The organism is Methylobacterium sp. Leaf87, assembly GCF_001422775.1.
GTDB lineage: Bacteria > Pseudomonadota > Alphaproteobacteria > Rhizobiales > Beijerinckiaceae > Methylobacterium.
The window spans coordinates 1-26,055 of sequence record NZ_LMMI01000023.1; the positions used below are offsets into that span (position 1 = coordinate 1).

General features: G+C 72.4%; 29 protein-coding genes and 1 pseudogene. 18 read left to right on the forward strand and 12 right to left on the reverse strand.

Translation table 11 applies throughout. The annotated features are described in order from the left end of the window. Positions 1-123: 123 nt before the first annotated feature. From ASF22_RS12410 to ASF22_RS24365, 4 genes and pseudogenes are all read right to left on the reverse strand, one after another. Positions 124-1,074 (reverse strand): xanthine dehydrogenase family protein subunit M, encoded by a 951-nt coding sequence (locus tag ASF22_RS12410; RefSeq protein WP_056264713.1) that lies wholly within the window; start codon positions 1,072-1,074, stop codon positions 124-126. Next, a partial coding sequence (locus tag ASF22_RS23095; RefSeq protein WP_244474273.1) for a 2Fe-2S iron-sulfur cluster-binding protein occupies positions 1,071-1,435 on the reverse strand: 365 nt, incomplete at its 5' end. The genes ASF22_RS12410 and ASF22_RS23095, both read right to left, overlap by 4 nt. 1 nt (position 1,436) lies before the next feature. Next, positions 1,437-1,826 (reverse strand): annotated as a pseudogene (locus ASF22_RS23825) (2Fe-2S iron-sulfur cluster-binding protein); the annotation flags it as partial. 14 nt (positions 1,827-1,840) lie between these two features. Continuing rightward, on the reverse strand, positions 1,841-2,104 hold the full coding sequence (locus tag ASF22_RS24365; protein WP_056264720.1) for a hypothetical protein: 264 nt from the start codon (positions 2,102-2,104) through the stop codon (positions 1,841-1,843). Between ASF22_RS24365 and ASF22_RS12425 the strand changes: the two genes are divergently transcribed. The 4 genes from ASF22_RS12425 (at position 2,103) to ASF22_RS12440 (ending at position 5,861) form a co-directional block, all read left to right on the forward strand. Then, positions 2,103-2,540 carry a hypothetical protein gene (locus ASF22_RS12425; RefSeq protein ID WP_156647692.1) on the forward strand — a complete coding sequence of 146 codons (438 nt, stop codon included), beginning with the start codon at positions 2,103-2,105 and terminating at the stop codon, positions 2,538-2,540. The two genes, ASF22_RS24365 and ASF22_RS12425, sit on opposite strands and share 2 nt — an antisense overlap. A gap of 211 nt (positions 2,541-2,751) precedes the next feature. Next, the gene (locus tag ASF22_RS12430; RefSeq protein ID WP_056264723.1) at positions 2,752-4,902 is read left to right on the forward strand and encodes a M48 family metalloprotease; all 2,151 of its coding nucleotides are present in this window, start codon (positions 2,752-2,754) and stop codon (positions 4,900-4,902) included. Between the two features lie 10 nt (positions 4,903-4,912). Beyond that, entirely contained in the window at positions 4,913-5,437 is a 525-nt protein-coding gene (locus ASF22_RS12435) for a hypothetical protein (protein ID WP_056264727.1), read from the forward strand. A 58-nt stretch (positions 5,438-5,495) separates the two neighbouring features. After that, entirely contained in the window at positions 5,496-5,861 is a 366-nt protein-coding gene (locus ASF22_RS12440) for a hypothetical protein (RefSeq protein ID WP_056264729.1), read from the forward strand. Between the two features lie 3 nt (positions 5,862-5,864). Here the strand turns inward: ASF22_RS12440 and ASF22_RS12445 are convergent, their stop codons facing one another. The 3 genes from ASF22_RS12445 to ASF22_RS12455 are packed head-to-tail and all read right to left on the reverse strand — an operon-like array spanning position 5,865 to position 7,441. Further along, positions 5,865-6,557: a hypothetical protein gene (locus tag ASF22_RS12445; RefSeq protein ID WP_056264733.1), complete on the reverse strand. Its 693-nt coding sequence runs from the start codon at positions 6,555-6,557 to the stop codon at positions 5,865-5,867. Between the two features lie 52 nt (positions 6,558-6,609). Further along, on the reverse strand, positions 6,610-7,128 hold the full coding sequence (locus ASF22_RS12450) for a hypothetical protein (RefSeq protein WP_056264736.1): 519 nt from the start codon (positions 7,126-7,128) through the stop codon (positions 6,610-6,612). Beyond that, positions 7,115-7,441 (reverse strand): hypothetical protein, encoded by a 327-nt coding sequence (locus tag ASF22_RS12455; protein WP_018042903.1) that lies wholly within the window; start codon positions 7,439-7,441, stop codon positions 7,115-7,117. The genes ASF22_RS12450 and ASF22_RS12455 overlap by 14 nt, the downstream gene beginning before the upstream one ends. A gap of 54 nt (positions 7,442-7,495) precedes the next feature. Here ASF22_RS12455 and ASF22_RS12460 point away from each other — a divergent pair, with 54 nt between their 5' ends. The 7 genes from ASF22_RS12460 (at position 7,496) to ASF22_RS12490 (ending at position 11,655) form a co-directional block, all read left to right on the forward strand. Then, a complete protein-coding gene (locus ASF22_RS12460; RefSeq protein ID WP_056264738.1) occupies positions 7,496-8,257 on the forward strand; it encodes a hypothetical protein in 762 nt (253 codons plus the stop codon). Between the two features lie 108 nt (positions 8,258-8,365). Then, positions 8,366-8,872, forward strand: coding sequence for a hypothetical protein (locus ASF22_RS12465; RefSeq protein WP_056264742.1), 507 nt, complete (start codon positions 8,366-8,368; stop codon positions 8,870-8,872). Positions 8,873-8,874: 2 nt separating this feature from the next. After that, positions 8,875-9,483, forward strand: coding sequence for a hypothetical protein (locus tag ASF22_RS12470; protein ID WP_056264744.1), 609 nt, complete (start codon positions 8,875-8,877; stop codon positions 9,481-9,483). A 54-nt stretch (positions 9,484-9,537) separates the two neighbouring features. Further along, positions 9,538-9,816: a hypothetical protein gene (locus tag ASF22_RS12475; protein ID WP_055950610.1), complete on the forward strand. Its 279-nt coding sequence runs from the start codon at positions 9,538-9,540 to the stop codon at positions 9,814-9,816. A 10-nt stretch (positions 9,817-9,826) separates the two neighbouring features. After that, positions 9,827-10,480 (forward strand): hypothetical protein, encoded by a 654-nt coding sequence (locus ASF22_RS12480; RefSeq protein WP_056264745.1) that lies wholly within the window; start codon positions 9,827-9,829, stop codon positions 10,478-10,480. A 45-nt stretch (positions 10,481-10,525) separates the two neighbouring features. Then, the gene (locus ASF22_RS23835) at positions 10,526-11,245 is read left to right on the forward strand and encodes a hypothetical protein (RefSeq protein ID WP_056264748.1); all 720 of its coding nucleotides are present in this window, start codon (positions 10,526-10,528) and stop codon (positions 11,243-11,245) included. 53 nt (positions 11,246-11,298) lie between these two features. Continuing rightward, positions 11,299-11,655 (forward strand): hypothetical protein, encoded by a 357-nt coding sequence (locus ASF22_RS12490; RefSeq protein ID WP_018042896.1) that lies wholly within the window; start codon positions 11,299-11,301, stop codon positions 11,653-11,655. 14 nt (positions 11,656-11,669) lie between these two features. Here ASF22_RS12490 and ASF22_RS12495 read toward each other — a convergent pair whose 3' ends face one another. Beyond that, positions 11,670-12,068 (reverse strand): hypothetical protein, encoded by a 399-nt coding sequence (locus ASF22_RS12495; RefSeq protein ID WP_018042895.1) that lies wholly within the window; start codon positions 12,066-12,068, stop codon positions 11,670-11,672. A gap of 145 nt (positions 12,069-12,213) precedes the next feature. On the opposite strand from ASF22_RS12495, the gene ASF22_RS12500 reads away from it, so the two are divergent. The 6 genes from ASF22_RS12500 to dps all read left to right on the forward strand — a co-directional run bounded on the left by ASF22_RS12500 (position 12,214) and on the right by dps (position 16,191). Then, complete coding sequence (locus ASF22_RS12500; RefSeq protein WP_056264751.1) at positions 12,214-12,480, forward strand: hypothetical protein; 267 nt, start codon at positions 12,214-12,216, stop codon at positions 12,478-12,480. Further along, positions 12,477-13,070, forward strand: a complete 594-nt coding sequence (locus tag ASF22_RS12505) for a hypothetical protein (RefSeq protein WP_056264753.1) — start codon at positions 12,477-12,479, stop codon at positions 13,068-13,070. Before ASF22_RS12500 ends, ASF22_RS12505 begins: the two co-directional genes overlap by 4 nt. A 156-nt stretch (positions 13,071-13,226) precedes the next feature. Beyond that, positions 13,227-13,625: a DUF350 domain-containing protein gene (locus ASF22_RS12510; RefSeq protein ID WP_056170978.1), complete on the forward strand. Its 399-nt coding sequence runs from the start codon at positions 13,227-13,229 to the stop codon at positions 13,623-13,625. Between the two features lies 1 nt (position 13,626). Further along, positions 13,627-14,271, forward strand: a complete 645-nt coding sequence (locus ASF22_RS12515) for a DUF1190 domain-containing protein (RefSeq protein ID WP_056264756.1) — start codon at positions 13,627-13,629, stop codon at positions 14,269-14,271. Next, entirely contained in the window at positions 14,271-15,437 is a 1,167-nt protein-coding gene (locus ASF22_RS12520) for a glutathionylspermidine synthase family protein (RefSeq protein WP_056264760.1), read from the forward strand. Before ASF22_RS12515 ends, ASF22_RS12520 begins: the two co-directional genes overlap by 1 nt. 202 nt (positions 15,438-15,639) lie before the next feature. Further along, positions 15,640-16,191, forward strand: coding sequence for a DNA starvation/stationary phase protection protein Dps (gene dps / locus ASF22_RS12525; RefSeq protein ID WP_056265194.1), 552 nt, complete (start codon positions 15,640-15,642; stop codon positions 16,189-16,191). Between the two features lie 102 nt (positions 16,192-16,293). On the opposite strand, the gene ASF22_RS12530 is transcribed toward dps, so the two are convergent. From ASF22_RS12530 to ASF22_RS12545, 4 genes are all read right to left on the reverse strand, one after another. Further along, positions 16,294-17,862, reverse strand: a complete 1,569-nt coding sequence (locus tag ASF22_RS12530; RefSeq protein ID WP_244474274.1) for an efflux transporter outer membrane subunit — start codon at positions 17,860-17,862, stop codon at positions 16,294-16,296. Positions 17,863-17,975: 113 nt separating this feature from the next. Continuing rightward, on the reverse strand, positions 17,976-21,140 hold the full coding sequence (locus ASF22_RS12535; protein WP_056264765.1) for a CusA/CzcA family heavy metal efflux RND transporter: 3,165 nt from the start codon (positions 21,138-21,140) through the stop codon (positions 17,976-17,978). 72 nt (positions 21,141-21,212) lie between these two features. Then, complete coding sequence (locus tag ASF22_RS12540; RefSeq protein WP_056264768.1) at positions 21,213-22,508, reverse strand: efflux RND transporter periplasmic adaptor subunit; 1,296 nt, start codon at positions 22,506-22,508, stop codon at positions 21,213-21,215. A 227-nt stretch (positions 22,509-22,735) separates the two neighbouring features. Beyond that, positions 22,736-24,844, reverse strand: coding sequence for a carbohydrate porin (locus tag ASF22_RS12545; protein WP_082483681.1), 2,109 nt, complete (start codon positions 24,842-24,844; stop codon positions 22,736-22,738). 374 nt (positions 24,845-25,218) lie between these two features. Here ASF22_RS12545 and ASF22_RS12550 point away from each other — a divergent pair, with 374 nt between their 5' ends. Further along, the gene (locus ASF22_RS12550; protein WP_244473114.1) at positions 25,219-26,052 is read left to right on the forward strand and encodes a transporter; all 834 of its coding nucleotides are present in this window, start codon (positions 25,219-25,221) and stop codon (positions 26,050-26,052) included. The last annotated feature ends 3 nt before the right edge of the window (positions 26,053-26,055 follow it).

Sequence of the window (26,055 nt, forward strand, 5' to 3'; positions counted from 1 at the left end):
TCGTAGGCGTAGGGGGCGGTGCCGGTGGTCTTGTACTTGCCGTCGATCCGGTCGGTGGCCTTTCCGACGACCTTGAGCTGGTCGATGGGGTTCTGGCCGGCGGGGGTGTCGAACTTCATGGCTCTAAGCCCTCGCTTCGGTGAGCACCGCGCCGAGCGTGCGCTCGGCGAGCTTCAGCTTGTAGGCGTTGTCGTGGGTCGGCTTGGCCCCGGCGAAGGCCTGCGCGGTCACCGCCTTGGCGCCCTGCGCCATCGCGCCCTCCGCGGCTTCGACCCGCCACGGCTTGTGCGCGACGCCGCCGAAGGCCGCCCGGCCGGTGCCGTCCGGCTGCACCACGGCGGCCACCGAGACGAGGGCGTAGGCGTAGGAGGCCCGGTCGCGGACCTTGCGGTAGATGTGCGTGCCGCCGAGCGGTTTCGGCAGCGTCACCGCCGTGATGAGTTCGCCGGGGGCCAGCGTGGTGTCGACCTCGGGCCGGTCGCCCGGCAGGCGGTGGAACTCGGCGATGGGGATGTTTCGCGATGCCCCTTTCGCGTCGACGGTCTCCACGGTGGCGTCGAGCACCCGCATGGCCACCGCCATGTCGCCCGGATGGGTGGCGATGCAGGCCTCGCTGGCGCCGATCACCGCGAGCTGGCGCGAGACCCCGTCGAGGGCCGAGCAGCCCGAACCGGGKGCCCGTTTGTTGCAGGCCTGCGCCGTGTCGTAGAAGTACGGGCAGCGGGTGCGCTGGAGCAGGTTGCCGGCCGTGGTGGCCTTGTTGCGCAACTGGCCCGAAGCGCCGGCCAGCAGCGCGCGGCTCAGCACCGCGTAATCCTTGCGCACCCGCGCGTCGGCGGCGAGATCGGTGTTGCGCACCAGGGCGCCGACCCGCAGGCCGCCCTCCGGGGTCGCCGCGATGGTGTCGAGGCCGAGGCCGTTCACGTCGACGAGGTGCGTCGGGGTCTCGATCTGCAGCTTCATCAGGTCGAGGAGGTTGGTGCCGCCSGCGATGAACTTGGCGTTCGGGGTGCGGGCGACGGCGGCSGCCGCCTCGGCGGCCGAGGTCGGGCGCTCGTACGTGAAGGACTTCATGCCTGCTTCCCCGCGACTTCGGTCATCGCCTCGACGATGTTGGAATAGGCGCCGCAGCGGCAGATGTTGCCGCTCATGCGCTCGCGGATCTCGGCGTCCGTGACCTGCATCGGCGCGTTGAGATCGGCGGTGGCGTGACTCGGGATGCCGGCCTTGATCTCGGCGAGCACGGCGACGCCCGAGCAGATCTGGCCCGGCGTGCAGTAGCCGCACTGGAAGCCGTCGTGCTTGATGAAGGCGGCCTGCATCGGGTGCAGGGCGTCCGGCTGGCCCAGCCCCTCGATGGTGACGATCTCCGCGCCCTGGTGCATCACCGCAATCGGGTGATCCTCCGGCAACGCCCCCTGCGCGACCTCGACCGNCTGGAAGCCGTCGTGCTTGATGAAGGCGGCCTGCATCGGGTGCAGGGCGTCCGGCTGGCCCAGCCCCTCGATGGTGACGATCTCCGCGCCCTGGTGCATYAYCGCGAGGGTGAGGCAGGCGTTGATGCGCCGTCCGTCGACGATCATCGTACAGGCGCCGCACTGGCCGTGGTCGCAGCCCTTCTTCGAGCCSGTGAGGTGCAGGTGCTCGCGCGCCGCGTCGAGGAGCGAGGTGCGGGTGTCGAGTTCGAGGTCCCGGCGCTGGCCGTTCACCGTCAGCGACACCTTCGCCAGAACGGGCTTGTCGGTCCCGGACGGCCTGTCGGCCGTCGGCGCGGCGCCCGCTGCGAGCACGGCCGCCAAGGCCGCCGTGGCGGATGCTCCCACCATCAAGTCTCTCCGATTCACTTCGAGGGCTCCAACTGGTCCCGTTGCGGCGCCGCCCCGTCGCCGGCGAACGGCCGGGCGAGGTCCGGCGCGCCGGACGGGGTGCCGAGGGGAAACACGATCACCTTGGATAAGCTCCAAAGTGACGTGCGGATCCGCGACGGCCGGCGGGCAAAATCACGCATGGTCTCCTGATCCGCCTCGCGAGGCAGGGCCGTCGCGCACGGGCGATGGATTTGCCGATCGCGGTCCGCGTGCTTATGACCGAACGCCGCGATCATGCCGGCGCAGTCAGGGGGAACGGGGCGAATGCGGGGAAACAGGCACGAACACGCGCGCCGTTTTCTACTCCCCTTCGGCGTGTGCGCCGCGCTCGCGCAGCAGCCTGCACGTGCGCAGGAGACGGCGCAGCCGTTCACGCTGGCCTGCGTCAACACCGGTGGCAAGACGATCTACTTCAGCATCGATCTTCCCGCCCGGCGCTGGGCGCTGATGAAGGCGAACGGTGCGCTCGATTCGAAGCCGCAGGCCGTCGCCGCCGAATCCAGCGACATCATCAAGCTGAAGAACCCCGGGGGGTACTTCAACATCGACCGCAAGACCGGAGCCATGGAACTCATCAAGGGCGAGACCCGCCGGGTCGACCGGATTCCCTGCGCCAAGCACGAAACCCACCTGCCGATCCCGGCGGACGTGCCGGCGGCGAACAAGTTCTGATCGCGTCGCGTCCCGTCGGGGGGCTCCCCCTTTCGAAGCGAACGCCCGACGGCGATCGGCAGCGGCCCGGCGATGGGCCGGAGCCGCGTGCGGGCACCGGCATCCCCGAGAAACCGGTGTCCACCTTTCGGGCCGATGACCTGAGGAGGCCAGCATCTCCGATACGAAGACCCCGCGCGCGCCGTCGCGCCTGAATGCCCTCGCCCGCCTCGTGGCGGCGACCGTCCTGCTGCCCCTGGGCATCCTGCTCCTCGGCCTGTGGGAGCAGGAGCGGGCCGGCGCCGATTGGGCCGATCTCGCCGCCGAGCGGGAGCACCTGACCCGGATCGTCGCGGATCTGGAGGCGCGGGCGCCGCCGGACGGGCGCCCCGATTTCCGGATGCAGTTCCGCCGCAACGGCAAGGGTTACGGCGGTCCCCTCGCCCTGGTTCAGGCTCGGGCGGCCCGGGACGAGGCCGCGACCCTGACGACGATCATGGACTGGCGCCGCCTGCTCCCGCCCGTGGTCGTCGCGGCCGGGGGGGGCGCCGCCCTCCTGTCGGTCCTCGTGCTCCTGGCCGGCGCCGCCCTCGGGCGACTGGGGCGGGCCTCGCGCGACGCGCTGGTGGCCGGCTTCTCGTGGATGCGCCGCCTGCTGCCGCCGGTGCTCGCCCTCCAGGTGCTCCTCACCACGGCGGGCTTCGTCGCCGCCGTGGTCTTCGAGGCCGGGCTGCTGGCGCGGCCCGGGCTGGGCGGCGGCGAGATCAAGATGCTGTTCCTGGCCGCCGTCGCCGTCGGGGCGGTCCTGATCGCGGCGGGCGCCACGGTTCTGGGCCTGCGCCGGGCGCTGTCCGCCTTCGAGCCCGACCCCCTGTCGATCTTCGGCCGGGTCGTCTCGCCCGCCGAGGCGCCCGGCCTGTGGCGGCTCACCGAGGGGCTGGCCGACCGGCTCGGGGCGTTGAAGCCCGAGGCCGTGGTGGTCGGTCTCACGGGGGGCTTCTTCGTCAGCGCCGGCCCGGCCGTGGTCGAGCCCGGCGGCGCGCCGCTGACGGGCCGGATCCTCTACCTGCCGCTGCCCTACCTCGCCCTGCTGCGGGGCGACGAGGTGGCGGCGATCATCGGTCACGAACTCGCCCACTACGCCGGGGGCGACACCGTCTACAGCCAGCGCTTCCTGCCGATCTATGCCGGCGTCGGCCGCTCCCTCGACGCGGTGGCGGAGGGGCATGCCGGGTCCTTCGGGCTCCTCGGCCCGTCCTTGCGCCTCGGCGTCTTCGTCATGGAGAACTTCCACCTCGCCGTGCGCCACTGGAGCCGGACCCGCGAGTTCGCGGCCGATGCGGCGGGCGCCGGCCCGGCCTCCGTGGACGCCGCCGCGCGGGCGCTCCTGCGCACGGGGGCGGTGGCCCCCCGCATCGCCGAGACCTTGGACGCCGCCGCCGAGGCGCCCGGGTCCGCCCCGGCCGACCTCGTGGCGGCGAGCCTCGACCACGCCATCGCGCGCGGCCTCGACGATCCGGCGACGCATCTCGAGGCGGAGCAGGCCCACCCCACCGACACCCATCCGCCGACCCGCGAGCGCGTGGCGGCCCTCGGCCGGACCCTCGACGCCGAACTCCTGGCCGCCGCCGCCGCCGTTCCGCCCCCGCACGCGCTCGGCCAGCTCGCGGCCTACTTCGCCGATCCCGCCGGCCTCTGCCGCGCGGCGACGCACGATTTCCTCGACGCGGTGCGGGCCCACGATGCGGCCTTCCGCGCTCATCTCGAAGCGACGGCGGCGGAGATCGGCACCGAGGCGCGGGAGCTGCGCGAAAGCACCCGCCCGGGGGCCATCGCCCTCCTGGTGGCGGGCGGCTTCTTCATCGGGGTCGCCCTCCTGTGGCTCGCCGCCGGCCTGCCCGGCCTGTCCGCCAGCCAGGCGGGGGCCGTGGTGGGGGTAGCGCTGGCGTGCGGGGCGGTCCTGGGCGGCTTCGGCGGATTTCGGCTGTGGCGGGGCGAGCGCACGACGATGATCCTGACCCCCGAGGCCCTGGCGGTGCCCGGCCTCGACCGACCGATCCTCTGGGACAGCATCGCCGACCTCGACATGACGACCCGGCAGAACGGCGTCGTCACCCGCCTGCTGCTGCCGCCGGAGGCGCCGTTCCCGCAGGCGGTGCCGGGCGGCCGCAAGGTGAAGCTCGACGCAGGGCGCGGCATCGTCACCGTCACGGCCGGCCTGCCGTACCGGATGTCGGTACAGGACTTCGCCGACCTCATCGGCCGCTACCGGCAGGCGGCGCAGGCGCGCCGTGTCCTGGCCGAGACTGCGGCGCAGGCGCGCCGTGTCCTGGCCGAGACCGCGGCGGCTTCCGAATCCTCCCAGACCCCCGTGATCCCGTGAGGTTCCGACCATGAACACCGCCGCCAACCGCCCCGAGCCCTCGCGTACCGAATCCTTGCGCCTGCCGCCGCCCCGCCAGGGCTGGGGCAACATCTTCTGGACCCTGTTCGGCCTCGTGGCGCTGGGTGCCCTCCTCGTCGCCTGCGCCGTCTACACGGCCCCGCCGGTGGTGACGGATTGGCAGATCCGCGACACGGCGCGTCCCGTCGCCGCCGCGCGGGTGAGCGACGGCAAGTGCAGCACCAAGATCGTGCTCCACCTCTGCGACATGACCCTCACCCTGCCCACCCCGTCGGGCCCGGTGGTCCGCCGGATCAACACCGTGTTCACGGGCGTGCATGCGGGCGATTACAGCGTCCGGGTGATGGCCGATCCGGCCCGGCCCGACCTCGTCACCACCGATCTCGCCCTCGACCGCCTGTGGAACCGCACCGTCACGCTTCTGGTCATTGTGGGAGCGCTGGCGGCCATCATCGTCGCGGCCCTCGCCGCGATGGTGCGCAACCGGCGGGCCGGCGCGGGGGCCATGGGTTGATGCGATCGCGGCTTCGGCGGGACGGATCGCTCCACACACCGCGCGAGGGAGGCGCCGCATGATCGTGTTCTGGACCGGGCGGGGCTACTGGGTCGTCTTCCTGGCGGCGGCGGCGATGTTCCTGCCCCTGATCGTCCTGCGGCAGGTCGACGGGCCGGAAGTGGACCGGGCGGTCTGCCTCACCATGAGTCTCGCGGCGCTCGCCGTCCTCGGCCTCGGCCTGCGCTGGAACCGCGGCACGACCTTCGGGCCGGCCGGGCGCGACCACGCCTTCTGGGGGTTGCCGATGCAGGTCTGGGCCGTGCCGATGCTCGTGTTCGCGGCCCTGCTCGGGACCGGCACCATCACCACGGCGGAGGCTCCGCGCGCCCGCACTTCCTTCCAGGAATCCGGCTTCCAGAAATCCGGCGGCGTCGTCCGGTGAATCTCAGCCCCGCGTCACGAAGAACCAGTTCGGCGCGAGGCGGCGGTCGCTCTCGGCCCCGGAGCCGGCCGGAAACGCATCGTCCGGCCGGTACACGAACGACGTGCCCCAGGGCGTGCCCCCCGGGATCGGTTCGTCCAGGGCGATCTCGCCGCCGGGACCGCGGGTGAACCCCGCGAGCCCGAGGCGTTCGAGGGCGCCGCAGAGGGCGCGGTAGCGGGCGTAGGGAACCCCGAGGTCCCGCAGGACGTCGATCTCCCGCAGGCTGTCCGTGTCGCGCGCGCCTTGCGGACGGTACGGGGTGACGCGCCGGCCGTTGACGAGGCGGGTGCTCTCCCACCACGCCGTTCGCTCCGCCTCCGCCGGAGGATCGTCCCGCCCGCGTTCGAAGGACACCAGGGTGGGCATGGCCGCGATCTCGGCTACCACGGCGTCGAGCCGCGATCGGTTCAGGACGAAGTAGCCCGTCGTCGTTCCGAACGCCGCCCAGGTCATGCCGCCGCCGACGGCCGCCAGGGCGAGGAAGACCGCGACCCGGTGCGTCGCCGCGCGGGCGAACGCCGGCACCGCGACGACGGCCGCGGCGATCCCCGGGACCGGCGCGTAGGCGACGAGGGCCCAGCCGAACACGACGACACCGCAGCCGCCGACGACGAGGGCCGCCCTTCGCGTCCCGTCGGACCGAGGGGCAATCATGGCGGGACGATCATCGCCGACAATCCCGGACCAGAATCCCCGACCGGCGCCGTCATCGAACGGCGGCCCGGCCGATGCGGGCGCGTCGCGCCGGGAGGTTCCGGCCCAGGAGCGCGAGGCCGAGCCAAGCCAAAACCCAAGCCAAAACCCAGGCCGAAAGCCACGCAGCGAGCCAGATCTCGTACAGGTGGGCGTCGAGGGCGGCTTCCCCGTCGAGGCCGAGCCAGCGCGCGAGCCCGTGCGGGACCGGAAGGTCGGTCCAGAGGAGGACGCGCAGGACCGGGATCGAGAGCAGGCCGACGGCGAGGACGAGGCCGGCCGCCCGGTAGAGGGGCCGCGCCGCGCCCTCCACGGTGCCGACGAGGCCGCCGACGAGGGCCGTGCCGAGCCAGAGTTCGACGGGCCGCAGGGTCGGATCGGTTCCGGGCTCCGCGGGCAGGAGGGGAAACAGCAGGAAGACCGGGGCGAGGCCGAGTGCCAGCAGCAGCCCGAGGAGCGGAACGTGCAGCAGGCGCAGGACGCGGCGGCGGACCGGATCGCCGGCGTCGGGCCCCCGCTCAACCGTCCGCATCGCGCGCGCCGTCGAGGGCCTTCAGGACGGCGGGGTCGCCCCGGTGGCGCCGTCGCAGGGTCCGCCCGTCCGCCTCGGCGGCGTCGCAGCGCAGACGCTTCACGGCCGCCGCGATGGCCCGGCCGCGCGCCGCGTCCGTGGCCTCCTCCCCGCCCCAATGGTTGCAGTCCCGAAGCCGCGTCACGTACGCCGTCACGTCGCCCGGCAGAGCGGGCTCGGCCCGGACGGCGAGCGGTCCGAGGAGCGGCGCGGCGAGAAGCGTTGCGAGCGGCCCGGCAAAACCCTTGGCGACCTTGGCGAGAACGGTCCGCATGGCACTCCATCCTGCCTTTCCTCGGGGCTCCCGCGCCGTATACAGGGAACCCGCATGAGACGCAGCCTTCTCCCCGCCACCCGCTCCGCCGCCCGCTTAGCGCTCCTCGCAGCGTGCCTCCCCGCTCCGTCAGTGGTGGCGGGATGGGAGGCGGCGCGGTTCGAGCCGCCCGCGAAGACCGAGACCGCGACGTCTGGAGAGGGCAAGATGTCGGGGGAGGGCAAGCAGATCACCTGCACCACCTACCGCGATCTCATGGTGCGCGAGAGCGACACCGACACGCCGGACCCCGAGGACGCGAGCCTCGTGCCGCTCGTGAACGGCGCCGCCCCCGCCTGCGCCGCCGCGCCGGGGCCGGGTGCGCGCATCCTGGCGACCGCCGGCCAGCGCTTCCTCGGCCGCACGGGCGGGTTCCTCGTCTTCGAGCAAGCGAGCACCAACGGCACCGTCCCGTTCGCGGTGCTCGACGCGGGCACGGGCCGCACCCTGATCCGGGACACGACCGCCGAGGCCGGCATCGACACCTTCGCGGTCGCGGACGGGACCCTGCGGCTCGGGTTCCTCCGCGGCGTGCAGGGGGCCTGCTCGATCCCGAAGCACGGCGCCGGGTGCTGGGCGCGGATCGCCCGCGACGGGCCGCTTCCACCCGCCGTCGCGGCCCTGCCGGCACCCGTGAAGGCCTGCGCCGGGAGCTATCGGGCCGGAAAGGCCCCGAAGGACACGCCCAGCATCGTCTCGTTTCCCGTACGCCTCACGGGGACCGCCCCGCCCACCGTCGAGGCCGGCGGCCCGGTGCGCTGCGCCCCGACACCGTGAAGGCGATCTCCCCGTGAGGGCGGCTCTCACTTTGACAGCGTGCCCGCCCCGTCATCGAACCGTCACGCCAAGTCCGCATCCGGGGCCGTCCTACCGAGGAACCACCGCATGATCTCACGCCGCCACGCCCTCGCCGCCGCGCTCGCCCTGTCGGTCCTGTCCGCCCCCTCGGCCATGGCCGAGCCGACCATCGGCCTCGCCGAGCGCCGAGCGATCGCGGCCTACCGCCAGGACCGCTACCCCGCGCAGGAAAAGGCGATCCAGGAGGCGGCGGGCTTCGCCGTGCCGGTGGAGTTGGCGTGGGACGACCTCACGCTCCCGGGCGACGCCAAGTACTATTCCGACCCGGACTATTTCGAGAAGACGATCTTCGAGCCCCTCGCCGCCGGGCTGAAGGAGGTGGCCAAGGACAAGATGGGCCGCGACGCCCTGGCCGCGAAGCTCAAGACCATCCGCGTCCGCTTCGACGAGAACACCGCGCCCGCCTCGAACTACGCCAAGCGCCTCACGTTCGACGGCGGGGTCCTCGACGTGAACTGGCGGCCGTTCACCAACGTCGCCGACTCGAAGGACCGGGTCGAGGCCGTGGTGAAGCTGCTGGAGAAGGGCCTCTGACGGTGCGTGGCACCGCCCTGGGCCTCGCCGCCCTGCTCGCCGCCTGCGGCGCGGCGGCGGCCGAGCCGGCCGCCCGGTCCGGCACCTACGACAGCCTGACCCTGGCGGTCTCCGGCGATGCGGTGGCGGGGGTCTTCGCCGAGCAGCGGGGGGCGGCCGATGCCGGGAGCCCGCAATTCGCCTGCGCCTTCCTCCTGCGCGGCACCCTCGCGGGCGACCGGGCCAAGGTCGAGACGTGGTTTCCCGACGAGCCGGAGCGCATCCCGGGGGACCTCGCCTTCACCCCGGACGGCGCCGCCCTGACCCTCGCGGAGGATCACGGCGGGTGTTCGATGACCACGGGCACCATGGTGGGGACCCCCTACGCGCTCTCGCGGCGTGCGGCGTCGGCCCCGGACGGATGGATCGGCGTCGGCCTCGTGACGGCCGAGCGCACGGCCTTCCGGCCGGAACCCGGCCCGGCTCCGGCCCGGGCGCCCTACCTCGTCCGGCTCGATCCCGTCGCGGTGCTGGAGCGGCGGGACGCCTGGGTGCGCGTGCGCTACCGGGGCGAGAAGGCCCCGGTCATCGGCTGGCTGCCTGCGGCCGACCTCGCCGTGGTGACGCCCTGATCCCCTCGCCGCCCGAACGGGCCGAAGGCCCGCCCCCGACCCCAGGACGATCCCATGCGCCGAACGCTGTCCCACACCCTCCTCCCGCTGATCCTCGTGGCCGGCCCGGCCGTCGCCCAGGCCCCCGCCGTGCCGCCGCGCCCGGCCACGACCTGGGTGCCGGTTGAGGAGCCCATGAGCGCGCTCCTCAACGGCGGCCACCGCATCGTCTCCGCCTCCGGTCCGAGCTTCACCCTCGAGCGGGGCGGCAAGTACGTGGTCTGCGAGGTGCGGCCGGCGGGCGGGATGCGCGGGGCTGCCGAGACCACCTCGACCTGCCACCGCGTGAACTGAGGCCGGCAGGATGGAAGCCACGGACGCGTCCCTTCGCGCGCGGTTCGACGCCCTGTGGGCGCGGACCGTCGGCACGCCCGGCGCGGCGGCGTGGCGGGCCCTCGACGCGGGCTACGGCGCGGCGGACCGGCACTATCACGGCTGGCCCCACGTCGCGGCGCTGCTCGCGGGGCACGATTCCGTGCGGGCACATCCCGATTTCGCGGGCGTCGACGGCGACGCCATCGATCTCGCCATCGCCTTCCACGACGCCGTCTACGACACCGCCCGCGCCGACAACGAGGCCCGCAGCGCCGACCTTCTGCGTGCCGAGGCGGGGGTGGCCGCCGGGGATGCGCGCGTCCGGGCCGCGATCGCGATGATCCACGCGACGGCGGCGCACGGCCCGAGCGCGGACCCGGCGACACGGCTCCTCCTCGACCTCGATCTCGCCGTGCTCGGTGCGCCGCGCGCCGTCTACGCGGCCTACGCGGCGGCGATCCGCCGGGAATACGCCGCCGTTCCCGAGGCGGCGTGGCGGCTCGGGCGCGCCCAGGTCCTCGACCGCTTCCTCGCCCGGCCGCGCCTCTACCAGACCGACCTCTTCCACGACCGCTTGGAGGCGGCCGCCCGCGCCAACCTCGCGGCGGAAGCGGCCGGGCTCCGCGCCGGGCCCACGGAATAGGCGGACCCACGAAATAGGCAGACTCACGGAATAGGAACGTCCCGCATGCGTCCCTCGCGTCGCGTCGCGCGCCTCGTCGCGCTCCTCGGCCTGCCCCTCGTGCTCGCGGCCTTCGCGGCGGAGGGCCGGTTCGGCACCACGCGGTACCGCCTCGCCGGGACCGCGTACGCCGTGCCGCACACCTACGAGTTTTCCCGAAATTTCCGCCTGCCCTGGCTCGACGCGCTCCCGGGGCTCGGCCGGGAACCGGCGGATTCGCTCTGGCTGATGCTGCCCGCCGCCGAGGTCGCGGCGGGCCTCCCCGGCTACAGCCCCCTCAGCCACGGCCATGCCGGCCCGTTCGAGGCCGACCTCGTGGTCCACGTCGTCGGCGACCCGGACGGGCGCCGCTTCGCACCCCTCCACGCCCGGCAATGGGGCATTTTCGATGCTCGGCTCGCCCAGGGCGCGCCGTGGCGGCCCGACCCGTCCGGCGGCGAGCGCCTCGTCCATTCCGAGGGCGTCGACCACCGGCGCTTCTACCGCCTCCCGTCCCGGAACGCGGCGCGGCCGGCCGACCAGGCCCCGCCCGGCTGCCTCGCCTCGGACACTTCGGACAAGCGCGAGGTCTCCACCTGCACCTACCTCGTCCACCGCGACGGCCTCACCTACGATTTCTCCCTGCGCCCGGAGAATCTGGCCGTGGCCGACCGCGTGCCGGCCTACGTCCTGGCCCGCCTCGCGGCCTGGAAGCGTCCGGCGCCGGCCCGGGAGGAAGCCCCCTGATCCGCCGCGACCCGGCCTACTGGCAGCGCCTGCGCAAGGACCGTCCCTCGAACGTGGCGGCCGGGCTCGCCGTCGTGGCGGGCCTCGCCGCCACCGTCTCGGTCACCGCCTGCCTCGTGCCGGGACCGCACGGCGCCGCCCGGGCCCAACCCCTCTATTGGCTGTCGATGCTGCCCCTGGTCTGGTGGGCGAACGGCCTGGTGCGGTTCGAGCCGCGTGCGGTGCGGTGCTGGCGGGCCGCCCTGGCCCTGGCCTGCCTCGGCGCCGGCGCGGGCCTCGCGGCGGCCCTGTGGCGGGCGGAGGATTGGACGCTGCCCGCCCTCGGCTTCGCCGTCACCCTCGCGAGCGCCGGAGCGAGCCTCGCGGTCCACCGCGACAGTCTGGTCGCCCGCGAGGGGCCGGCGCGCTGAGCGCCACGGACCCGTCAGCGCTGGCGGATCGGCCGCAGGGGGCCGTGGAAGAAGCCGGGCTCCATCCCGATGGCGGCGGCGCGCTCACCGATCACCGCGAGGCCGCTCAGCAGCCCGGCGACAGGGGAATCCAGCAGGCCCGGATGGTTCAGGGCCTTGCCGATCTGGCGGCCCTCCCACCAGAATTCCGCGAACAGCAGGGCGAGGAGGCCGAGCAGCCCCCAGGTCTCCAGGCCCTGCCCGAGGAGATAGACGCCGTAGGGCGGCGACAGGATCGTGCTGAGCTTGGCCAGACCGATCACCCCGGCAAAGCCCAGGACGAGGATCAGGAGCAGGCGGACCAGCAGGCGCCGATACAGGCGCAGGGCCAGGTTGAGTTCCTCCACGGAGGAGTGGTCGAGCGTCAGGGACATCCGGGTTCCTCCCATGCGGTTCTTCCCGCCTGATACGGTCCGGGATGTGTGACCGACGGACGCCCGCCCCGCAACCGGCGCCGGGGCGGGTGACATCCCGGGGCCGGACGCCCATGCTCGCCCGTCGATGCGAGGAGCCCGAGCCGTGCTGGTGATCCTGGACCGCCTGTTCTCCCCATCCGGCGCGCAAGCACCCGCGACGGGCCGCCTCACGCCCGAGCGGGCGGCGGCAATCGCGGCGCGCGCCGCGGCGGGAACGGGCACCGCCACCACCGGCACGGCCGTGCCGACCCGGACGGACACCGGCCTCGTCTGGGACGTCCGCGAGGTCGCCTACGGCAGCGGCTGGCGTGTGTGTGTCGACGACGCCATGGGCGCGCCCGGCCCGGTCGGGCGCTGGGGCCTCCGGTGAGCCGGGCGGTACGGGGACGAGCGCTCGCCGCGCTCGCCCTCCTGGGGCTCGCGGCCGGCCTCGCGCCGCAGGCCGTGCGGGCGCGCGACGGGGGCGCCTACCCGCTCGCCTGCCGCGACGTCCACGCGGATTTCGCCCGCACGGAGCACTGCGCCCGCCGCGCGGGGGACTTCGTCCGCATCGATCCCGCCCGCCTCGCGCGCATGCCGTTCCGGGGCGGGGTGACGGAGATCGTCGTCGACGAAATCGGCTGGCTCTGGGCGCGCCGCGACGGGCTGGCGCTGGCGGTGTTCCCCCTCGACAACGGGCCGGACCCCTTCGCGCAGGGGTTGGTGCGCGCGCGTCACGCCGGCAAGGTCGCGTTCCACGACCGGCGCCTGCGCCGGGTCCTGACCACGGATTTCGACTGGTCGTTCCCGTTCAACGCCCGCGGGGAGGCCCTGGTCTGCCAAGGCTGCCGCTCGGATGGGCGACAGCCGTCCGCCATGGTCGGGGGCCGTTGGGGGCTGATCGACCGGCACGGCCGGCTGACGCGGCCGCTGGCGGAAGGCGGAGGCGCCGCCACGCGTTACTTCGGCTGGCCCCGATGAACGCGCTCGCCGACGCGAAGGCCGGTTGAGGACGCCGTCACGCGGTTGTGATCGCGCGGGGCCGCATGGTACGCCGTGGGGACGGGCTCAGACGGGAGACGGTGCCATGGACGAATCGCCTACGGCAGCGCCGCGCCCCGGCTCGGGGATGCCGGCGTGACCTCGATCTCGGGGCTGCCCGCCTTCCTGCTCTACCTCGCCACCGCCGGGGGGCTCATCGGGACGTATCTCCTCGTCTACACCCTCGCCACCGCCCACAACGAGGTCGCGCTGATCCGCCAGGACGTGGCGGCGGCGGCGGTGGCCCTCGGCTTCAGCCTCGTCGGCTTCGCCCTGCCGCTCTCGGTGGCGATCTACAACGCGCAATCCCTCCTCGACTGCATCGTCTGGGGCCTCGTCGCCCTCGTGGTGCAGATCGCGATCTACTGGCTCGTGCGCCTCGCCGTGCCCGACCTCTCCCGGCGCATCGAGGCGGGCAGCATGGCCGCCGCGACGCTCCTCGGTGCCGCGTCCTTCGCGGGCGGCATCGTCAACGCCGCCTCGATGACCGCCTGAGATGGTGGCGCCGCCCCCGGGGACACCGGACGCCGCCGCCGAGGCGCGCCGCCGCAAGCGCTCCGTCGCCATCTCCCTCGTCCTCGTCGCCGGGGCGGGCACCGCCGCCCTGGTGCTGGCCGGGCTCGATCCCTCCCAGAAGGAGGAGGACGCCCTCGTGTACGAGAACCCCGCCGCCTGCGCCGCGCAGGGCCTGCGCAGCGCCGAGGCCTGCACGACCGACCACGCGGCGGCTCTGGCCGCCTACGCGTCGAGCGCGCCGCGCTACCGCACCCTGGACGAGTGCCGGGGGCATCACGGCCCGGACGGCTGCGTCGCGGGTGAGACCGTCGTGGCGGACGCGGCCGGGTTCTTCGTGCCCGTGATGGCGGCCTACCTCCTCGGCCGCACGGTGGAGCAGGCCCTGCCGCCCCAGCCCCTCTACCGGCACGCGGACGAGGCGACGGGTGGGGGCGGGGGCTACTGCACCGGCGCGGGCGGACGGGTTTTCGCCGCCCGCGGCGGCGGGGCGACCCATGTGGCGTCGCGGGTGGCGCGCGCGACGCCATCGTCACCCCGCACGGTGACATCCGGCGGCTTCGGCGCGACCGGGCGGGCGTTCTCCTCCGCCTCGGGCAGCCGCTCGGGCGGGTTCGGGGGCGGCTGATGCGCCGGGTGACGCTGCCCGAGCGGCCGGACTGGCGCGCGCACGCGGCCCGGGCGGGCTTCACCTTCCATACCTTCGACGACGCGCCCTACTGGGACGAGGGCGCCTACTATGCTTTCACCCTGGCGGAGATCGAGGACGACCTCGAGGCGCCGACTCGCGACCTCCACGCCCTCTGCCTCGCCTTCGCCGAGCGGGCGGTGGCGGACGCGGCGATCCTCGCCTCCCTGGCGATCCCCGAACACGCCTGGGACGCCATCGCGGACAGCTTCCGGCGGCGCGACCCGTCCCTCTACGGGCGCCTCGACTTCCGCTACGGCGGGGCCGGCACGGGGCCGGCGAAGCTCCTCGAATACAATGCCGACACGCCGACGGCCCTCTACGAGAGCGCGGTATTCCAGTGGCTCTGGCTGGAGGACGGCCTCGCGACGGGGCGCCTGCCCGCGGGGGCCGACCAGTTCAACGCGCTGCACGAGCGCCTCATCGCCCGCCTCGCCGGGATGGGGCTGCCGGGCCGGTTGGCGTTCACGTGTTTTCCCGACGCGTTGGAGGACCGGGGCACGGTGGCCTACCTGCAGGATTGCGCGGTGCAGGCCGGGCTCACCGCCCCCTTCGTGCCCATCGAGGCCATCGGCCTCGCCGAGGACGGGCGTTTCGTCGAGGCCGGGGGCGGGCCCCTCGACGCCCTGTTCAAGCTCTACCCGTGGGAGTGGATGTTCGCCGACGCCTTCGGCGCCGCCATCGGCGCGTCGCCCACCCGCTTCCTCGAACCGCCCTGGAAGGCCGTGCTCTCGAACAAGGGGTTGCTCGCCCATCTCTGGGCCCTGGCGCCCGGCCACCCGAACCTGCTGCCGGCCTATTTCGAGTCCGACCCCGCCAAGGCGGCCCTCGGCACTTCGTTCGTGAAGAAGCCGCTCTACTCCCGCGAGGGCGCCAACATCCTCCTCGTGCGCGACGGCGTGCTGCTGGAGCGGGACGAGGGGCCCTACGGCGGCGAGGGCTACGTGCGCCAGGCGCTCGCCGAACTCCCGGTCTTCGACGGCCGCCACGCCCTGGTCGGCAGCTGGATCGTCGGCGACGAACCCGCCGGTCTGTGCCTGCGCGAGGGCGCGTCGCGCATCACCACCGACCGGGCCCGGTTCGTGCCGCACCTCATCGACGGGTGAGGCCGGGTCCGCGATTCTCCGCGACGGGGCGTCGTGCCATCGACCGTGACCGGCACGGGCACTTCGCGTCGCGGCCAAGGAACCCTCAGGCGTTCGCCGTCTTGATGGAGGTATGTGCGTGACGCACGGGGCGATCGCCTCGGGCCGTGCATCACGTGGCGGAGGAATGGGATTTCATTCCTCAAAACGCAAAGGATTGATCATGGCGAACACGAATTCCACCTCGGGCCAGCGGCTCCACGAGACCCAGAACGGCACGAAGTCCAACGCCAAGCAGGTCTCGACCGACGCCCTCAACGCCCGTCTGGCCGACGGCATCGACTTGGCGCTGGCGGTGAAGCAGGCGCACTGGAACCTGAAGGGTCCGCAGTTCATCGGCATCCACGAGATGCTGGATGGTTTCCGCGCCGAGCTCGACGATTACAACGACAAGGTCGCCGAGCGCGTCACCCAGCTCGGCGGGACCGCCCGGGGCACGGCGGCGGCCGTCGCGGGTTCGTCGCAGCTCGCCCCCTATCCCCTCGACGCCTACGCCATCGCCGACCACGTCGCGGCGCTGATCGACCGCTACGCCGTCTACGCCAACGCCGTGCGCCAGAACATCGACGACACCGACGAGGCCGGGGATGCCGGCACGGCGGATCTCTTCACCGAGGTGTCGCGCGGCGTCGACAAGCAACTCTGGTTCCTCGAGGCCCATGTCCAGGAGCCCACCGGCCAGCTGCGCGACGGCGACCACGCCGGCAAGCGCTGAGAGGCGACGAGCGCCGAACCCTTTCGCCGGTTCGCTGAAACGATAAAGGGCGCCGGTCTCCGGCGCCCTTTTTCGTGGAACTCCGCCCAGGGCGCGCGTCCCCTACAGGAACGGCGCCGGGTCCCGTTCCGGCTTGGGCGGCCGGACGTCGTTGCGGTTCCACCAGCCGCCGCCGAGCGCCTGGAATAGGGCCGCGGTGTCGGCGTACTGGTTGGCGCGGGCCCCCGCCGAGGTGACGATGGCCGACAGGTAGGATTGCTGGGCGATGAGCACCTGGGTGCTGTTGATGGCGCCTGCGGTGTACTGCTTGCGGATGAGGTCGAGGCTCTGGCTCGTCGCCTTCTCGGCCGCGGCCGCCGCCGCCACGGCCTGAGCGTCGGATTGCAGCGCCCGCAGGGCGTCGGCGACGTTCTGGAACGCGCCGATGACCACGGCGCGGTACTGGGCCTGGGCCTGGTCCAGGGTCTCCTCCGCGGCGCGCTGGCGGCGGAACAGGGTGCCGGCGTCGAAGATCGGCTGGGCCACGGTGCCGACGATGCCGTAGAAGCTCGCCGCCGAACTCGCGAGCTGCGCGATCCGCACGGCGCTCGACCCGCCATTGGCCGTGATGTTGAACTGCGGCAGGCGGTTGGCGACGGCGACCCCCACGAGCGCGCTCGCCTGCTGCACGTTGGCCTCCGCCGCCTTCACGTCGGGGCGCTGCTGCACGAGGTGCGAGGGCAGGCTGACGGGCAGCCGGGTCGGCAGGCGGAGCGACGCGAGGGTGAAGGTCTGGGTGACTTCCTCGCTGGGCAGGCGCCCGACGAGGGCGGTGAGCAGGTTGCGCTGGAGCGCGAGCTGCTTTTCCAGCGGCGGCAGCAGCTGCATCGACACCGAGAGCGCCGCCTGCTGCACCACCACGTCGGCTCCGGCGATCTGCCCGAGCGACAATTGCTTGTTGTAGAGGGTCAGGACCTCGGTCTGGGCCTGGATCACCCGCTTCGTCGCGTCGATCTGGGCGCGCAGGGACGCCTCCTGGATCGCCGCCAGCACCACGTTGGCGGTCAGCGACAGGTAGGCGGCCTCGAGCTGGAAGCGCTGGTTCTCGGCCTGGGCCTCCAGCGATTCGATCTGGCGCCGGTTGCCGCCGAACACGTCGGGGGTGAACGAGACCGTCACCTGCGGGGTATAGAGGCTGTAGAACAGCTGGCGCTGGTCGTTGAGCGGGCTCTGGAGTTCGCCGCCCGGCACCTTCTGGCGCGAGCCGAGGCCGTTGAACCCCACCTGCGGGAACAGGGTGCCGCGCTGGGCCTCGACGTTCTGCTGGGCGATGCGCAGGGCCGCCTGGGCGGCGTCGAGGTTGGGGTTGTTGGCGAGCGCCTCCTCTACGAGGCGGTTGAGCGCCTTGGAGTGGAACAGGGTCCACCACTGGCCCGGCACGTCGGCCCCGGCGATGAAGTTCTGGTCGGCCGAGCCGCCCTGGCGGGTCACCACCTTGTCGGTGGCCGTCGGGTTGCCGAGGGGCTCGCGGGTGTAACGGGTCACCGGCGGATCGGCGGGGGGCACGAAATCCGGGCCGACCATGCAGCCGCCGAGGCCCGCCGCCAAGACCGTCGCCAGGCCCGCCACGAGGGCGGCGGCGCGGGCCGTACGCAGGAGCGCCATCCCGGATCCGTTCGTGGTGCGTCGCATGATGTGGCCGATCCCGCCGGACGTCCGACGCCCGTAGAGGCGACGCAGACCCGCGCGAGTCAACGCGACGGTTCGTGCGGGATCGACGCTTTCACGCCCCTGTGTCGCGCGCATCACGCGTACGCCTCCCGGGCCGCCGCGTGCGCGGCCTCCGGCGGGCGCATTCCCGGGGCCGGCTTGCGCCGCGAGAACAGCCCGATGAGGATCGGCACGATCACCAGGATGAGGTTGGGCGCGAGCATGATGCCGCCCACCACCACCAGCGCCAGGGGCTTCTGCACCTGCGAGCCGATGCCCGTGGAGACCGCCGCCGGCAGGAGGCCGACGCAGGCGGCGACACAGGTCATCATCACCGGACGCATGCGGACGTTGGCGGCGTGCCACACGGCGGCGCCCCGCTCCCAGCCCTCGTCGAGGAGCTGGTTGTAATAGGAGAGCAGGATCACGCCCTCCATGGTCGAGATGCCGAACAGCGCGATGAAGCCGATGGCCGCCGAGATGGAGAACGGCGTCAGCGTCAGGGCCAGGGCGAAGATGCCGCCGATCATCGCCATGGGAATCACGCTGAGCGTCAGCAGCATGTCGGTGAGGGAGGCGAAGTTGACGTAGAGCAGGAGCGCGATGAGCGCGATGGTGATGGGCACCACGATACTGAGGCGCGCCACGGCGTCCTGCAGGTTGGTGAACTGGCCGACCCATTCGAGGTGGAAGCCCGCCGGCAGGGGCACCTCCTGGGCGATCCGGCTCTGGGCCTCCAGCACGGCGCCGCCGAGATCGCGCCCGCGCACGGAAAACTTCACCGGGATGTAGCGCTCCTGGTTCTCGCGGTAGATGAACGCCGCGCCCGAGGTCAGCTCCACGGTGGCGATCTCGGAGAGCGGCACGGGGATCACGCCGCCGGCGGGATTCGGCGCCCCGATGGTGATGTTGCGGATGGTGGCGAGGCTGCTTCGGTATTCGGATGCGAGGCGCACCCGCATGGGGAAATGCCGGTCCGAGCCGTACTCGTAGAGGTCGCCCGCCGTCTGGCCGCCGATGGCCGCCTGGACGGTGGTGTTCACGTCGCCGGGCGTCAGGCCGAAGCGGGCGGCTTTCCGCCGGTCGATGTCGATGCGCACCGTGGGTTGGCCGAGGGAGGCGAAGACCGAGAGGTCGGCGATGCCGGGAATCTTGGCGAGCGACGCCTTCACGGCCTCGGCGGTGCGGGTGAGTTCGGTGAGGTCGCTGCCGTAGATCTTGACGGAGTTCTCGCCCTTCACGCCCGAGGCCGCCTCCTGCACGTTGTCCTCGATGTACTGGGAGAAGTTGAACTCGATGCCGGGGAACGCGTCGTCGAGCTGCTTCGACAGGGTGCGCACCAGGGTCTCCTTGTCGAGGCCGGCGCGCCACTGGTCGATGGGCTTCAACGGCGCCAGGATCTCGACGTTGAAGAAGCCGGTGGCGTCGGTGCCGTCGTCGGGGCGGCCCTGGTGGGACAGGACGGTGACCACCTCCGGCACGTCGGACACCATCTTGCGCAGGCGCTCGACGTAGGCGTTGCCGGCCTCCAGCGAGATCGAGGCCGGCATGGTGCCGCGGATGTAGAGGTTGCCCTCCTCGAGCTTGGGCAGGAATTCGAGGCCGAGGGTTCTGGCCGCGATGGCGGAGGCCCCGAGCATGGCCGCCACCACGAGGAGCGACAGCACCTTGTTGCGCAGGCCGAAGCGCAGGATGATCACATGGCCGAAGCGCAGCAGGCGCACCACCAGGGTGTCGCGCTCCTCCACGTGTTTCGGCAGGATCAGGGCCGAGAGGGCGGGCGAGACCGTGAAGGTGGCGAGCAGGCCGCCGATGAGCGCGTAGGCGTAGGTCTTGGCCATGGGGCCGAAGATGTGGCCCTCGACGCCCGTCAGGGTGAAGAGCGGCAGGAAGCCGACGATGATGATGGTGGCCGAGAAGAAGATCGCCCGGTTCACCTCCGCGCCCGCGATGGCGATGGTGCCGAGCCGCCCGGTGAGGCCGCCCGGCGCCTCCTGGCCCTCGCTGTGCTCGGGTTCGGCCACGTGCCGGAACACGTTCTCGACCATGATCACGGTGGCATCGACGATGAGGCCGAAATCGATGGCGCCCAGCGACAGGAGGTTGGCCGAATCGCCGCGCAGGACGAGGATGAGGATGGCGAACCCGAGGGCGAAGGGAATCGTCGCCGCCACGATGATGGCGCTGCGCAAACTGCCCAGGAACACCCACTGCACCACGAAGACCAGGATCACGCCGAAGACGAGGTTATGCATCACCGTGTGGGTGGTGGTGTGGATGAGCCCGCTGCGGTCATAGATCCGCTCGACCTTCACGTCGGGGGGCAGCAGGCCGCTGGCGTTGATCTTGTCGATCTCGGCTTCCACCAGTTTCAGGGTCGGCAGGCTCTTGCCGCCCCGGCTCATGAGCACGATGCCCTCGACGATGTCGTTCTGGCCGTCATGGCCGACGATGCCGAGACGGGGCGCGTTGGAGACGCGGATGTCGGCGACATCGCGCACGAGGACCGGCACGCCGGCCACCTGCGTCAGCATGGTGTCGCGGATGTCGTCCATGTCGCGGATGAGGCCGATGCCCCGCACCACCGCCGATTGCTCGCCGACGTTGAGGGTCTGGCCGCCGACGTTGATGCTCGAATTGTTGAGCGCGGTGACGAGTTGGACCAGGGTCAGGCCCTGGGCCTGCAGGCGGTTGAGATCGACGGCGATCTCGTATTCCTTGGTCTTGCCGCCGAACGCCGTGACGTCGACCACGCCCGGAATCGCCTTGAACCGGCGCTGCAGCACCCAGTCCTGCAGGGTCTTCAGCTCCGTGGACGAGTAGCCCGCCGGCCCCGTCACCTTGTAGCGCATGATCTCGCCCACGGGGGAGGTCGGCGAGATCTGCGGCTGGGCCCCGCCCGGCAGGGGCGGCAGCTGCGACAGGCGGTTGAGCACCCGCTGCAGGGCTTCCTGGTAGGTGAAGTTGTAGTTGAACTGCACCTTCACGTCGGACAGGCCGAACAGCGAGATGGTCCGCACCACCGTGGCGTTGGGAATGCCGGCGAGCTGCACCTCCAGGGGAATGGTGATGTAGCGCTCGATCTCGTCGGCCGATTGCCCGGGATTCTGCGTGATCACGTCGACGAGCGGCGGCACCGGATCGGGATAGGCCTCGATGTTCAGCTGCGTGTAGCTGGCGTAACCCAGCCCCAGCATCGCGAGGAACATGAGGAACACCAGCACGCGCTGGCGCAGGGCGAAGACGATCAGGCTGTTCATCGCGCGCGGGTCATGGTCGGCCGATCGGGGCTGGGAATTTCTTGGGGGACGGTAAGGGTCGTGCGGTCCGGCTCAGGACGCCTTGTCGCCGCTGACGGCGCGATCCATGAACAGGGCGCCGCGGGTGACGATCTCCTCGCCCGCCTTGAGCCCCTCCACCACCTGCACCATGCCCTGGCCGGCGAGGCCGAGGGTGACGGCGCGGGCCTCGATGGCGCCGTCGGGCCGGGCGACCCAGACCTGGGCGCGGCGGCCCTCGTAGACGATGGCGGAGGGCGGGATCGCCGGCGCGGTCTGGCCGGGGCCGGTGAAGATCGTGAAGGCGGCGAACATCTCGGGCTTGAGCACCCGGTCGGGGTTCTCGACCTCGCTGCGCACGGCGAGGCGCCGGGTCGCCGGATCGAGGGAGGCCGCCATGTAGTCGACCTTGCCCTTGAAGGCCCGCTGGCCGAAGCCCGCCACCCGGGCCTCAATGTCCTGGCCGAGGCGGATCTTCGGGATCTCGCTCTCGCGCACGTTGGCGACGAGCCAGACCGTCGAGAGGTCGCCGATGACGAAGACCGGCTCGGCCGAGCTGCTGAGATACTGGCCGATGCCGACCTTGCGCTGGACGATGGTGCCGGCGATGGGCGCGCGCAACTGCGTCTCGGCGCTCAGGGTGCCCTTCTTCTCGTAGGCGGCGATGTCGGCATCCGACTTGCCGAGGATGCGCAGGCGGTTCTTCACCGCCTCCAGGCTCGCCTCGGCGGTCTTGAGGTCGCTCTGGGCGCCGATCACGTCGTTCTGGGCCGACTGGTAGTCCTTCAGAGCCACGGCTTTGGCCTGGAACAGCTCCTGCTGGCGGGCCGCGATGGTCACGTCGAGCTTCAGCAGGGCGGTGGTCTTGGCGATGGTGTTCAGCGCCGCTTGGTAGTCGCTCTGGGCCTGGACCATGTCGGTGGCCTCCATGGTCAGGAGCACGTCGCCGGCCTTCACCTCATCGCCCGCCCGCACCAGCACCTTGGTGACCCGGCCCGCATAGGGCGAGGTGACCGGCACGTTGTCGTCGTCGTTGAGGGCGATGCGCCCCTCGGCCGTGCCCTCGGGCCGGAACGTCACGGCCCGGACGGGGGCGATCTCCAGGGCGGTGCGCTGGGCCGGGTTCGGGCGGAACACCCGCGCGACGGTGTCGGCGCGGCCGCCGACGGTGTCGGCCGCCTCCTCGGACGGGCCGGAGATCTGGGCCATGCGCTCGCGCACCGTGGTGAGCACCCATCCGGCGAAGGCCGAGTCGCGCTCCGACCAGGCGACGGCGCCGAGACCGGCGCAGATCACCAGCCCGAGCAGGACGATGAGTTTGGAGATGCCCTTCCGGGGACCTGTGGACATGGCGGCACTTTCCGGCGGTCGGCGCGAAGGCGTTCTCGAGGGGGCTCGTCCCGTTGCCGGGTCGTATCCCAAGGACGGGATTCATGACGGCGCAATGACGCCGGAATGGGGGCACGGACAAAAGCCCGTGATCGCCGGCGGCTAACCCATGTTAGCCTCCGGGCCGGCGCCGACCGTGTCTTCGGCCGTGTCTTGCCGGTTCCGGCCGGGCGTCGTGCGGGCCACGTCTAGAAATCCGCGTGCAGGCGGGTGCCGAAGAAGTGCGCCGGGCCGCGGTCCCGGTTGTAGGCGGGGTTCGCCACGAACTGGTAGTCGGCCGTCAGCACCAGGGCCTTGCCGAGGCTCAGCGCGTAGTAGGCCTCCACCGCCCGCTCGGGCGCGTAGGTGAGCCGCCCGTCGCCGATGAGCAGGCCCAGCCCCCCGTTGGCGAAGTAGTCGCGGTGGGACGGCGAGAGCTGGTTCACGGACGTGCCGAGGCCGACGGTGTCGCTCGGGCGGCCCCATTGGCTGCCCTTCAGGGAGACGCCGCCGGAAAAACTCCGGTCGATGTCGGTGAAGGACAGGTTCTCGTTGCGCCCGTCGGCGGCGCTGGCGCGGGCGAACACGCCGAGATCGTCGGTGACCGCCTGTTCGAGGTTGACGTAGACCCCGCTCTTGCGGCGCGGGCGCCGGGTCGCCGCCACGGCGTCGTTGATGTCGTCGAAGGTGCCCGCCTGGGCGAGGCCGACCACCTCGCGGTAGCGCGCGCTGTTGCCGACGTTGGAGAAGGCACCGAGGCGCAGCTTGCCCGGCCGGTCGAGGAACGGCAGCACGTGGCGCTCCTCCAACTCTATGGTGAAGCCGCCGCGCTCGAACACCCGCGGGTCGAGCACGTCGCTGGACGGCTCCTTCGGCACCTGGGTGTAGGCGGCCCGCAACGCGAATTCGGCGCGGTTGTACTCGACCAGAATCCCCTGCGTGTAGCCGGGGAGGTTGGCCGGGAAGTCCCAGGCCGCCGAGCTCCACAGGCCCCAATTGGCGAAATCCACGCGCGGGTCGTGGGCGTAGCGGTTGCCGTCGAAATAGTCGCCCATGGCGAACTTGCCGGCGATGAATGTGATGCGCTCGACGTCGTAGGTGTTGGCGATCTGGTTTGGGCCGTCGGGCAGGGTCTCGGTCTCGCCACCGAGACCGAAGGTCTGGCGCACGAAGTAGCGGGCGGAGCGCAGCTTCGGGAACGGCGCCCCGGCCTTCTGCGCCTCGCCGTTGGTGAAGCCGGCGACCCCGAGGGTGCGGCTGAGGCCGAAGCCCTGGGAGAATTCCGGGTTGTAGTAGAGCTCGGTGCTGTCCGTGAGCTTCAGGCCGAGGAACAGCGTCGCCGTGGTCGTCGCCTGCGCCTGGTGCGGCACGAGGCTGTTGGGGCCGCTGTAGGGCGCACGGAACCCCGCCACGGCCTGGTTGAAGAACGTGGTCTGGCCGTGGAGCGAGAAGCGCTCGCCGAGCACCGGGCCGGATTCTTCCGCCTCGTCGGGCAGGCGCAGGCCGCCCGGATGCCAGCTCAGGCGCGCCATCACCTCGTTGGCGATGAAACCGGCCCGGGTCGAGACCGGGCCGCCCGCCGCCCCCGGCACCGTGCCGAGGTCGAACCGGCCGCTGCTGCCGAGATCGTTGTAGCGGTAGTCGATCCCGAGGCTGAAATGCTCGGAGACGGCGAACTGCACGCCGGCCCCGAGGGTGAAGCCGAGATAGGTGCGGTCGCGCCGCGCGGTGCCGACCGCGCCCGTCGCGGGGTCGGGATAGGTCGCGAGGAACCGCGCCTCGGCCCCCGTGAGCCCGAAGGTGGCGTAGATCAGCGACCGCTCGAAGGCGACGCCGAGGCGCCCGCGCACGGCGCCCAGCACGTCGGACTTGACCCGAATGAGGCTGAAGGCCGGATCGACGGCCTCGGTGCCGAAGCCCGGCGCCGTCGAGGCCACGGGTCGCTTGAGGTTGCTCCCGAAGAGGTCGGCCTCCACGCCCGCGAGCCACGGGCCGGTCTGCCAGTTGTAGCCCGCGAAGGCGCCGCCGACGGCGGTGGTGGCCTCGCGGCTGCGGTCCGAGCGCCCCGTCGCGTCCCCGGTCCGGAAGGCCGGGACGGCCCGGCCCCCGACGGTGGTGCGGCCGAAATCGAAGGCGCCGAACGAGGCCCCGGCGCTGCCCTCGATCCCGAGATAGACGCCGCTCCAATCGACGAAGGCGGGCGCGACGCGGGGTGCGGCGGCCAGATCGGCGGCTCCGGCCGCCGGGGCGAAGCTCAGGCCGACCGCCAGCGTGGTCGCCCCCGGGAGCCTGCGGAACGAACGGGGAAGGAACGGCATCGGTGGCGTCTCGGACGGGCTGGATCGCAGGCCCCGCCGCATTACCCCGCCCGAATGACCGTCGCATGTCGGGCGGGGACGCGGAATCGGACCGGTGTGGAAGGGTGTCGGGGAAGGGTGCCGGGAGTGTATCGGCCGGTCACGCTTTTTCACATGTCTTAATCCCTCGCCCGGTCGAAGCCGCGTCGGTGGCGCCGGATTGTTGCCTTCGCGCCACGGTCGCGCCGGGAGGCCGCACCTGCGGCAGGACGCCATGCGGCGCGCGCGTTCGCCCGATGCCATGTCGCCCGATACCATGTTGCCCGCGAGGGGCGCGGCTGCGGCGGACGATCGGGAGCACGATGGGACGAACGAGTGGGGTGAGGGCCGGGGCCATGGCGGCGCTCGCCCTGGGCGGTGCCGGCATGGCGGCGCCGGTGCAGGCCGGGTCCTCGGCGCAGCCGGGCCAGACCGTGGGCCTGCCGGCCGGCGCGCCGTTCGCGGTCGGCCTGTACTTCGTCAACACGTCGAGCTTCGGCATCCGCAGCACCGAGCCGCGCGGCACCGAGCTCAACATCAACCTGCCGAGCTTCATCTGGGCGACGCCCTGGACCGTGGCGGGCGGGCGCCTGCAATTCGTCGTGCTCCAGCCCATCGCGGCCTCGAGCACCCGGGGTGCGGCCTACCAGAGCGGCTTCGGCCAGACCCTGCTGGCCGGCCAGATCGCCTGGACCCTCGGCGAACACGTCCATGCGAGCTACCTGCTCGGCGCCTACCTGCCGAGCGACACCCGGATCGTGATCCAGAACGCGGTGCTGCACCAGCGCTTCGCCGTGACCTACAACGGCGACGGCCTCAACCTCACGGCGCACGCCCTCTACGGCACCGTGCTGGAGACGGTCTCGCCGCTGGGCACCGCGTATTACCCCGACTTCCTCAACCTCGACCTCACGGCGACGAAGAAGTTCGGGAAGTGGGAGGTCGGCCCCGTCGCCTTCGGCTCTACGGATCTGCCGACGCGCAACCCCGCCTACAAGCGCCAGGGCCAGGTCGCCGTGGGCGGCCTCGTCGGCTACGATTTCGGCCCCGTGAACCTCCAGGCCTATGTCACCCGCGACGTGGTCCAGAGCAATTACGGCGGCCGCGACACCCGCGGCTGGCTGCGCGCCATCGTGCCGATCTACAAGGACGCCGAGGCCGCCCCGTTGCGACCCGTCTTCGGGCGCTGATCC

Coding starts and splice junctions, on each gene's coding strand:
- ASF22_RS12425 (WP_156647692.1), top strand. CDS start 2,103: ATGCCGGCGCAGTCAGGGGGAACGGGGCGAATGCGGGGAAACAGGCAC.
- ASF22_RS24365 (WP_056264720.1), bottom strand. CDS start 2,104: ATGATCGCGGCGTTCGGTCATAAGCACGCGGACCGCGATCGGCAAATC.
- ASF22_RS12435 (WP_056264727.1), top strand. CDS start 4,913: ATGAACACCGCCGCCAACCGCCCCGAGCCCTCGCGTACCGAATCCTTG.
- ASF22_RS12440 (WP_056264729.1), top strand. CDS start 5,496: ATGATCGTGTTCTGGACCGGGCGGGGCTACTGGGTCGTCTTCCTGGCG.
- ASF22_RS12445 (WP_056264733.1), bottom strand. CDS start 6,557: ATGATTGCCCCTCGGTCCGACGGGACGCGAAGGGCGGCCCTCGTCGTC.
- ASF22_RS12450 (WP_056264736.1), bottom strand. CDS start 7,128: ATGCGGACGGTTGAGCGGGGGCCCGACGCCGGCGATCCGGTCCGCCGC.
- ASF22_RS12455 (WP_018042903.1), bottom strand. CDS start 7,441: ATGCGGACCGTTCTCGCCAAGGTCGCCAAGGGTTTTGCCGGGCCGCTC.
- ASF22_RS12460 (WP_056264738.1), top strand. CDS start 7,496: ATGAGACGCAGCCTTCTCCCCGCCACCCGCTCCGCCGCCCGCTTAGCG.
- ASF22_RS12465 (WP_056264742.1), top strand. CDS start 8,366: ATGATCTCACGCCGCCACGCCCTCGCCGCCGCGCTCGCCCTGTCGGTC.
- ASF22_RS12475 (WP_055950610.1), top strand. CDS start 9,538: ATGCGCCGAACGCTGTCCCACACCCTCCTCCCGCTGATCCTCGTGGCC.
- ASF22_RS12480 (WP_056264745.1), top strand. CDS start 9,827: ATGGAAGCCACGGACGCGTCCCTTCGCGCGCGGTTCGACGCCCTGTGG.
- ASF22_RS23835 (WP_056264748.1), top strand. CDS start 10,526: ATGCGTCCCTCGCGTCGCGTCGCGCGCCTCGTCGCGCTCCTCGGCCTG.
- ASF22_RS12495 (WP_018042895.1), bottom strand. CDS start 12,068: ATGTCCCTGACGCTCGACCACTCCTCCGTGGAGGAACTCAACCTGGCC.
- ASF22_RS12515 (WP_056264756.1), top strand. CDS start 13,627: ATGGTGGCGCCGCCCCCGGGGACACCGGACGCCGCCGCCGAGGCGCGC.
- ASF22_RS12520 (WP_056264760.1), top strand. CDS start 14,271: ATGCGCCGGGTGACGCTGCCCGAGCGGCCGGACTGGCGCGCGCACGCG.
- dps (WP_056265194.1), top strand. CDS start 15,640: ATGGCGAACACGAATTCCACCTCGGGCCAGCGGCTCCACGAGACCCAG.
- ASF22_RS12530 (WP_244474274.1), bottom strand. CDS start 17,862: ATGCGACGCACCACGAACGGATCCGGGATGGCGCTCCTGCGTACGGCC.
- ASF22_RS12535 (WP_056264765.1), bottom strand. CDS start 21,140: ATGAACAGCCTGATCGTCTTCGCCCTGCGCCAGCGCGTGCTGGTGTTC.
- ASF22_RS12540 (WP_056264768.1), bottom strand. CDS start 22,508: ATGTCCACAGGTCCCCGGAAGGGCATCTCCAAACTCATCGTCCTGCTC.
- ASF22_RS12545 (WP_082483681.1), bottom strand. CDS start 24,844: ATGCCGTTCCTTCCCCGTTCGTTCCGCAGGCTCCCGGGGGCGACCACG.
- ASF22_RS12550 (WP_244473114.1), top strand. CDS start 25,219: ATGGCGGCGCTCGCCCTGGGCGGTGCCGGCATGGCGGCGCCGGTGCAG.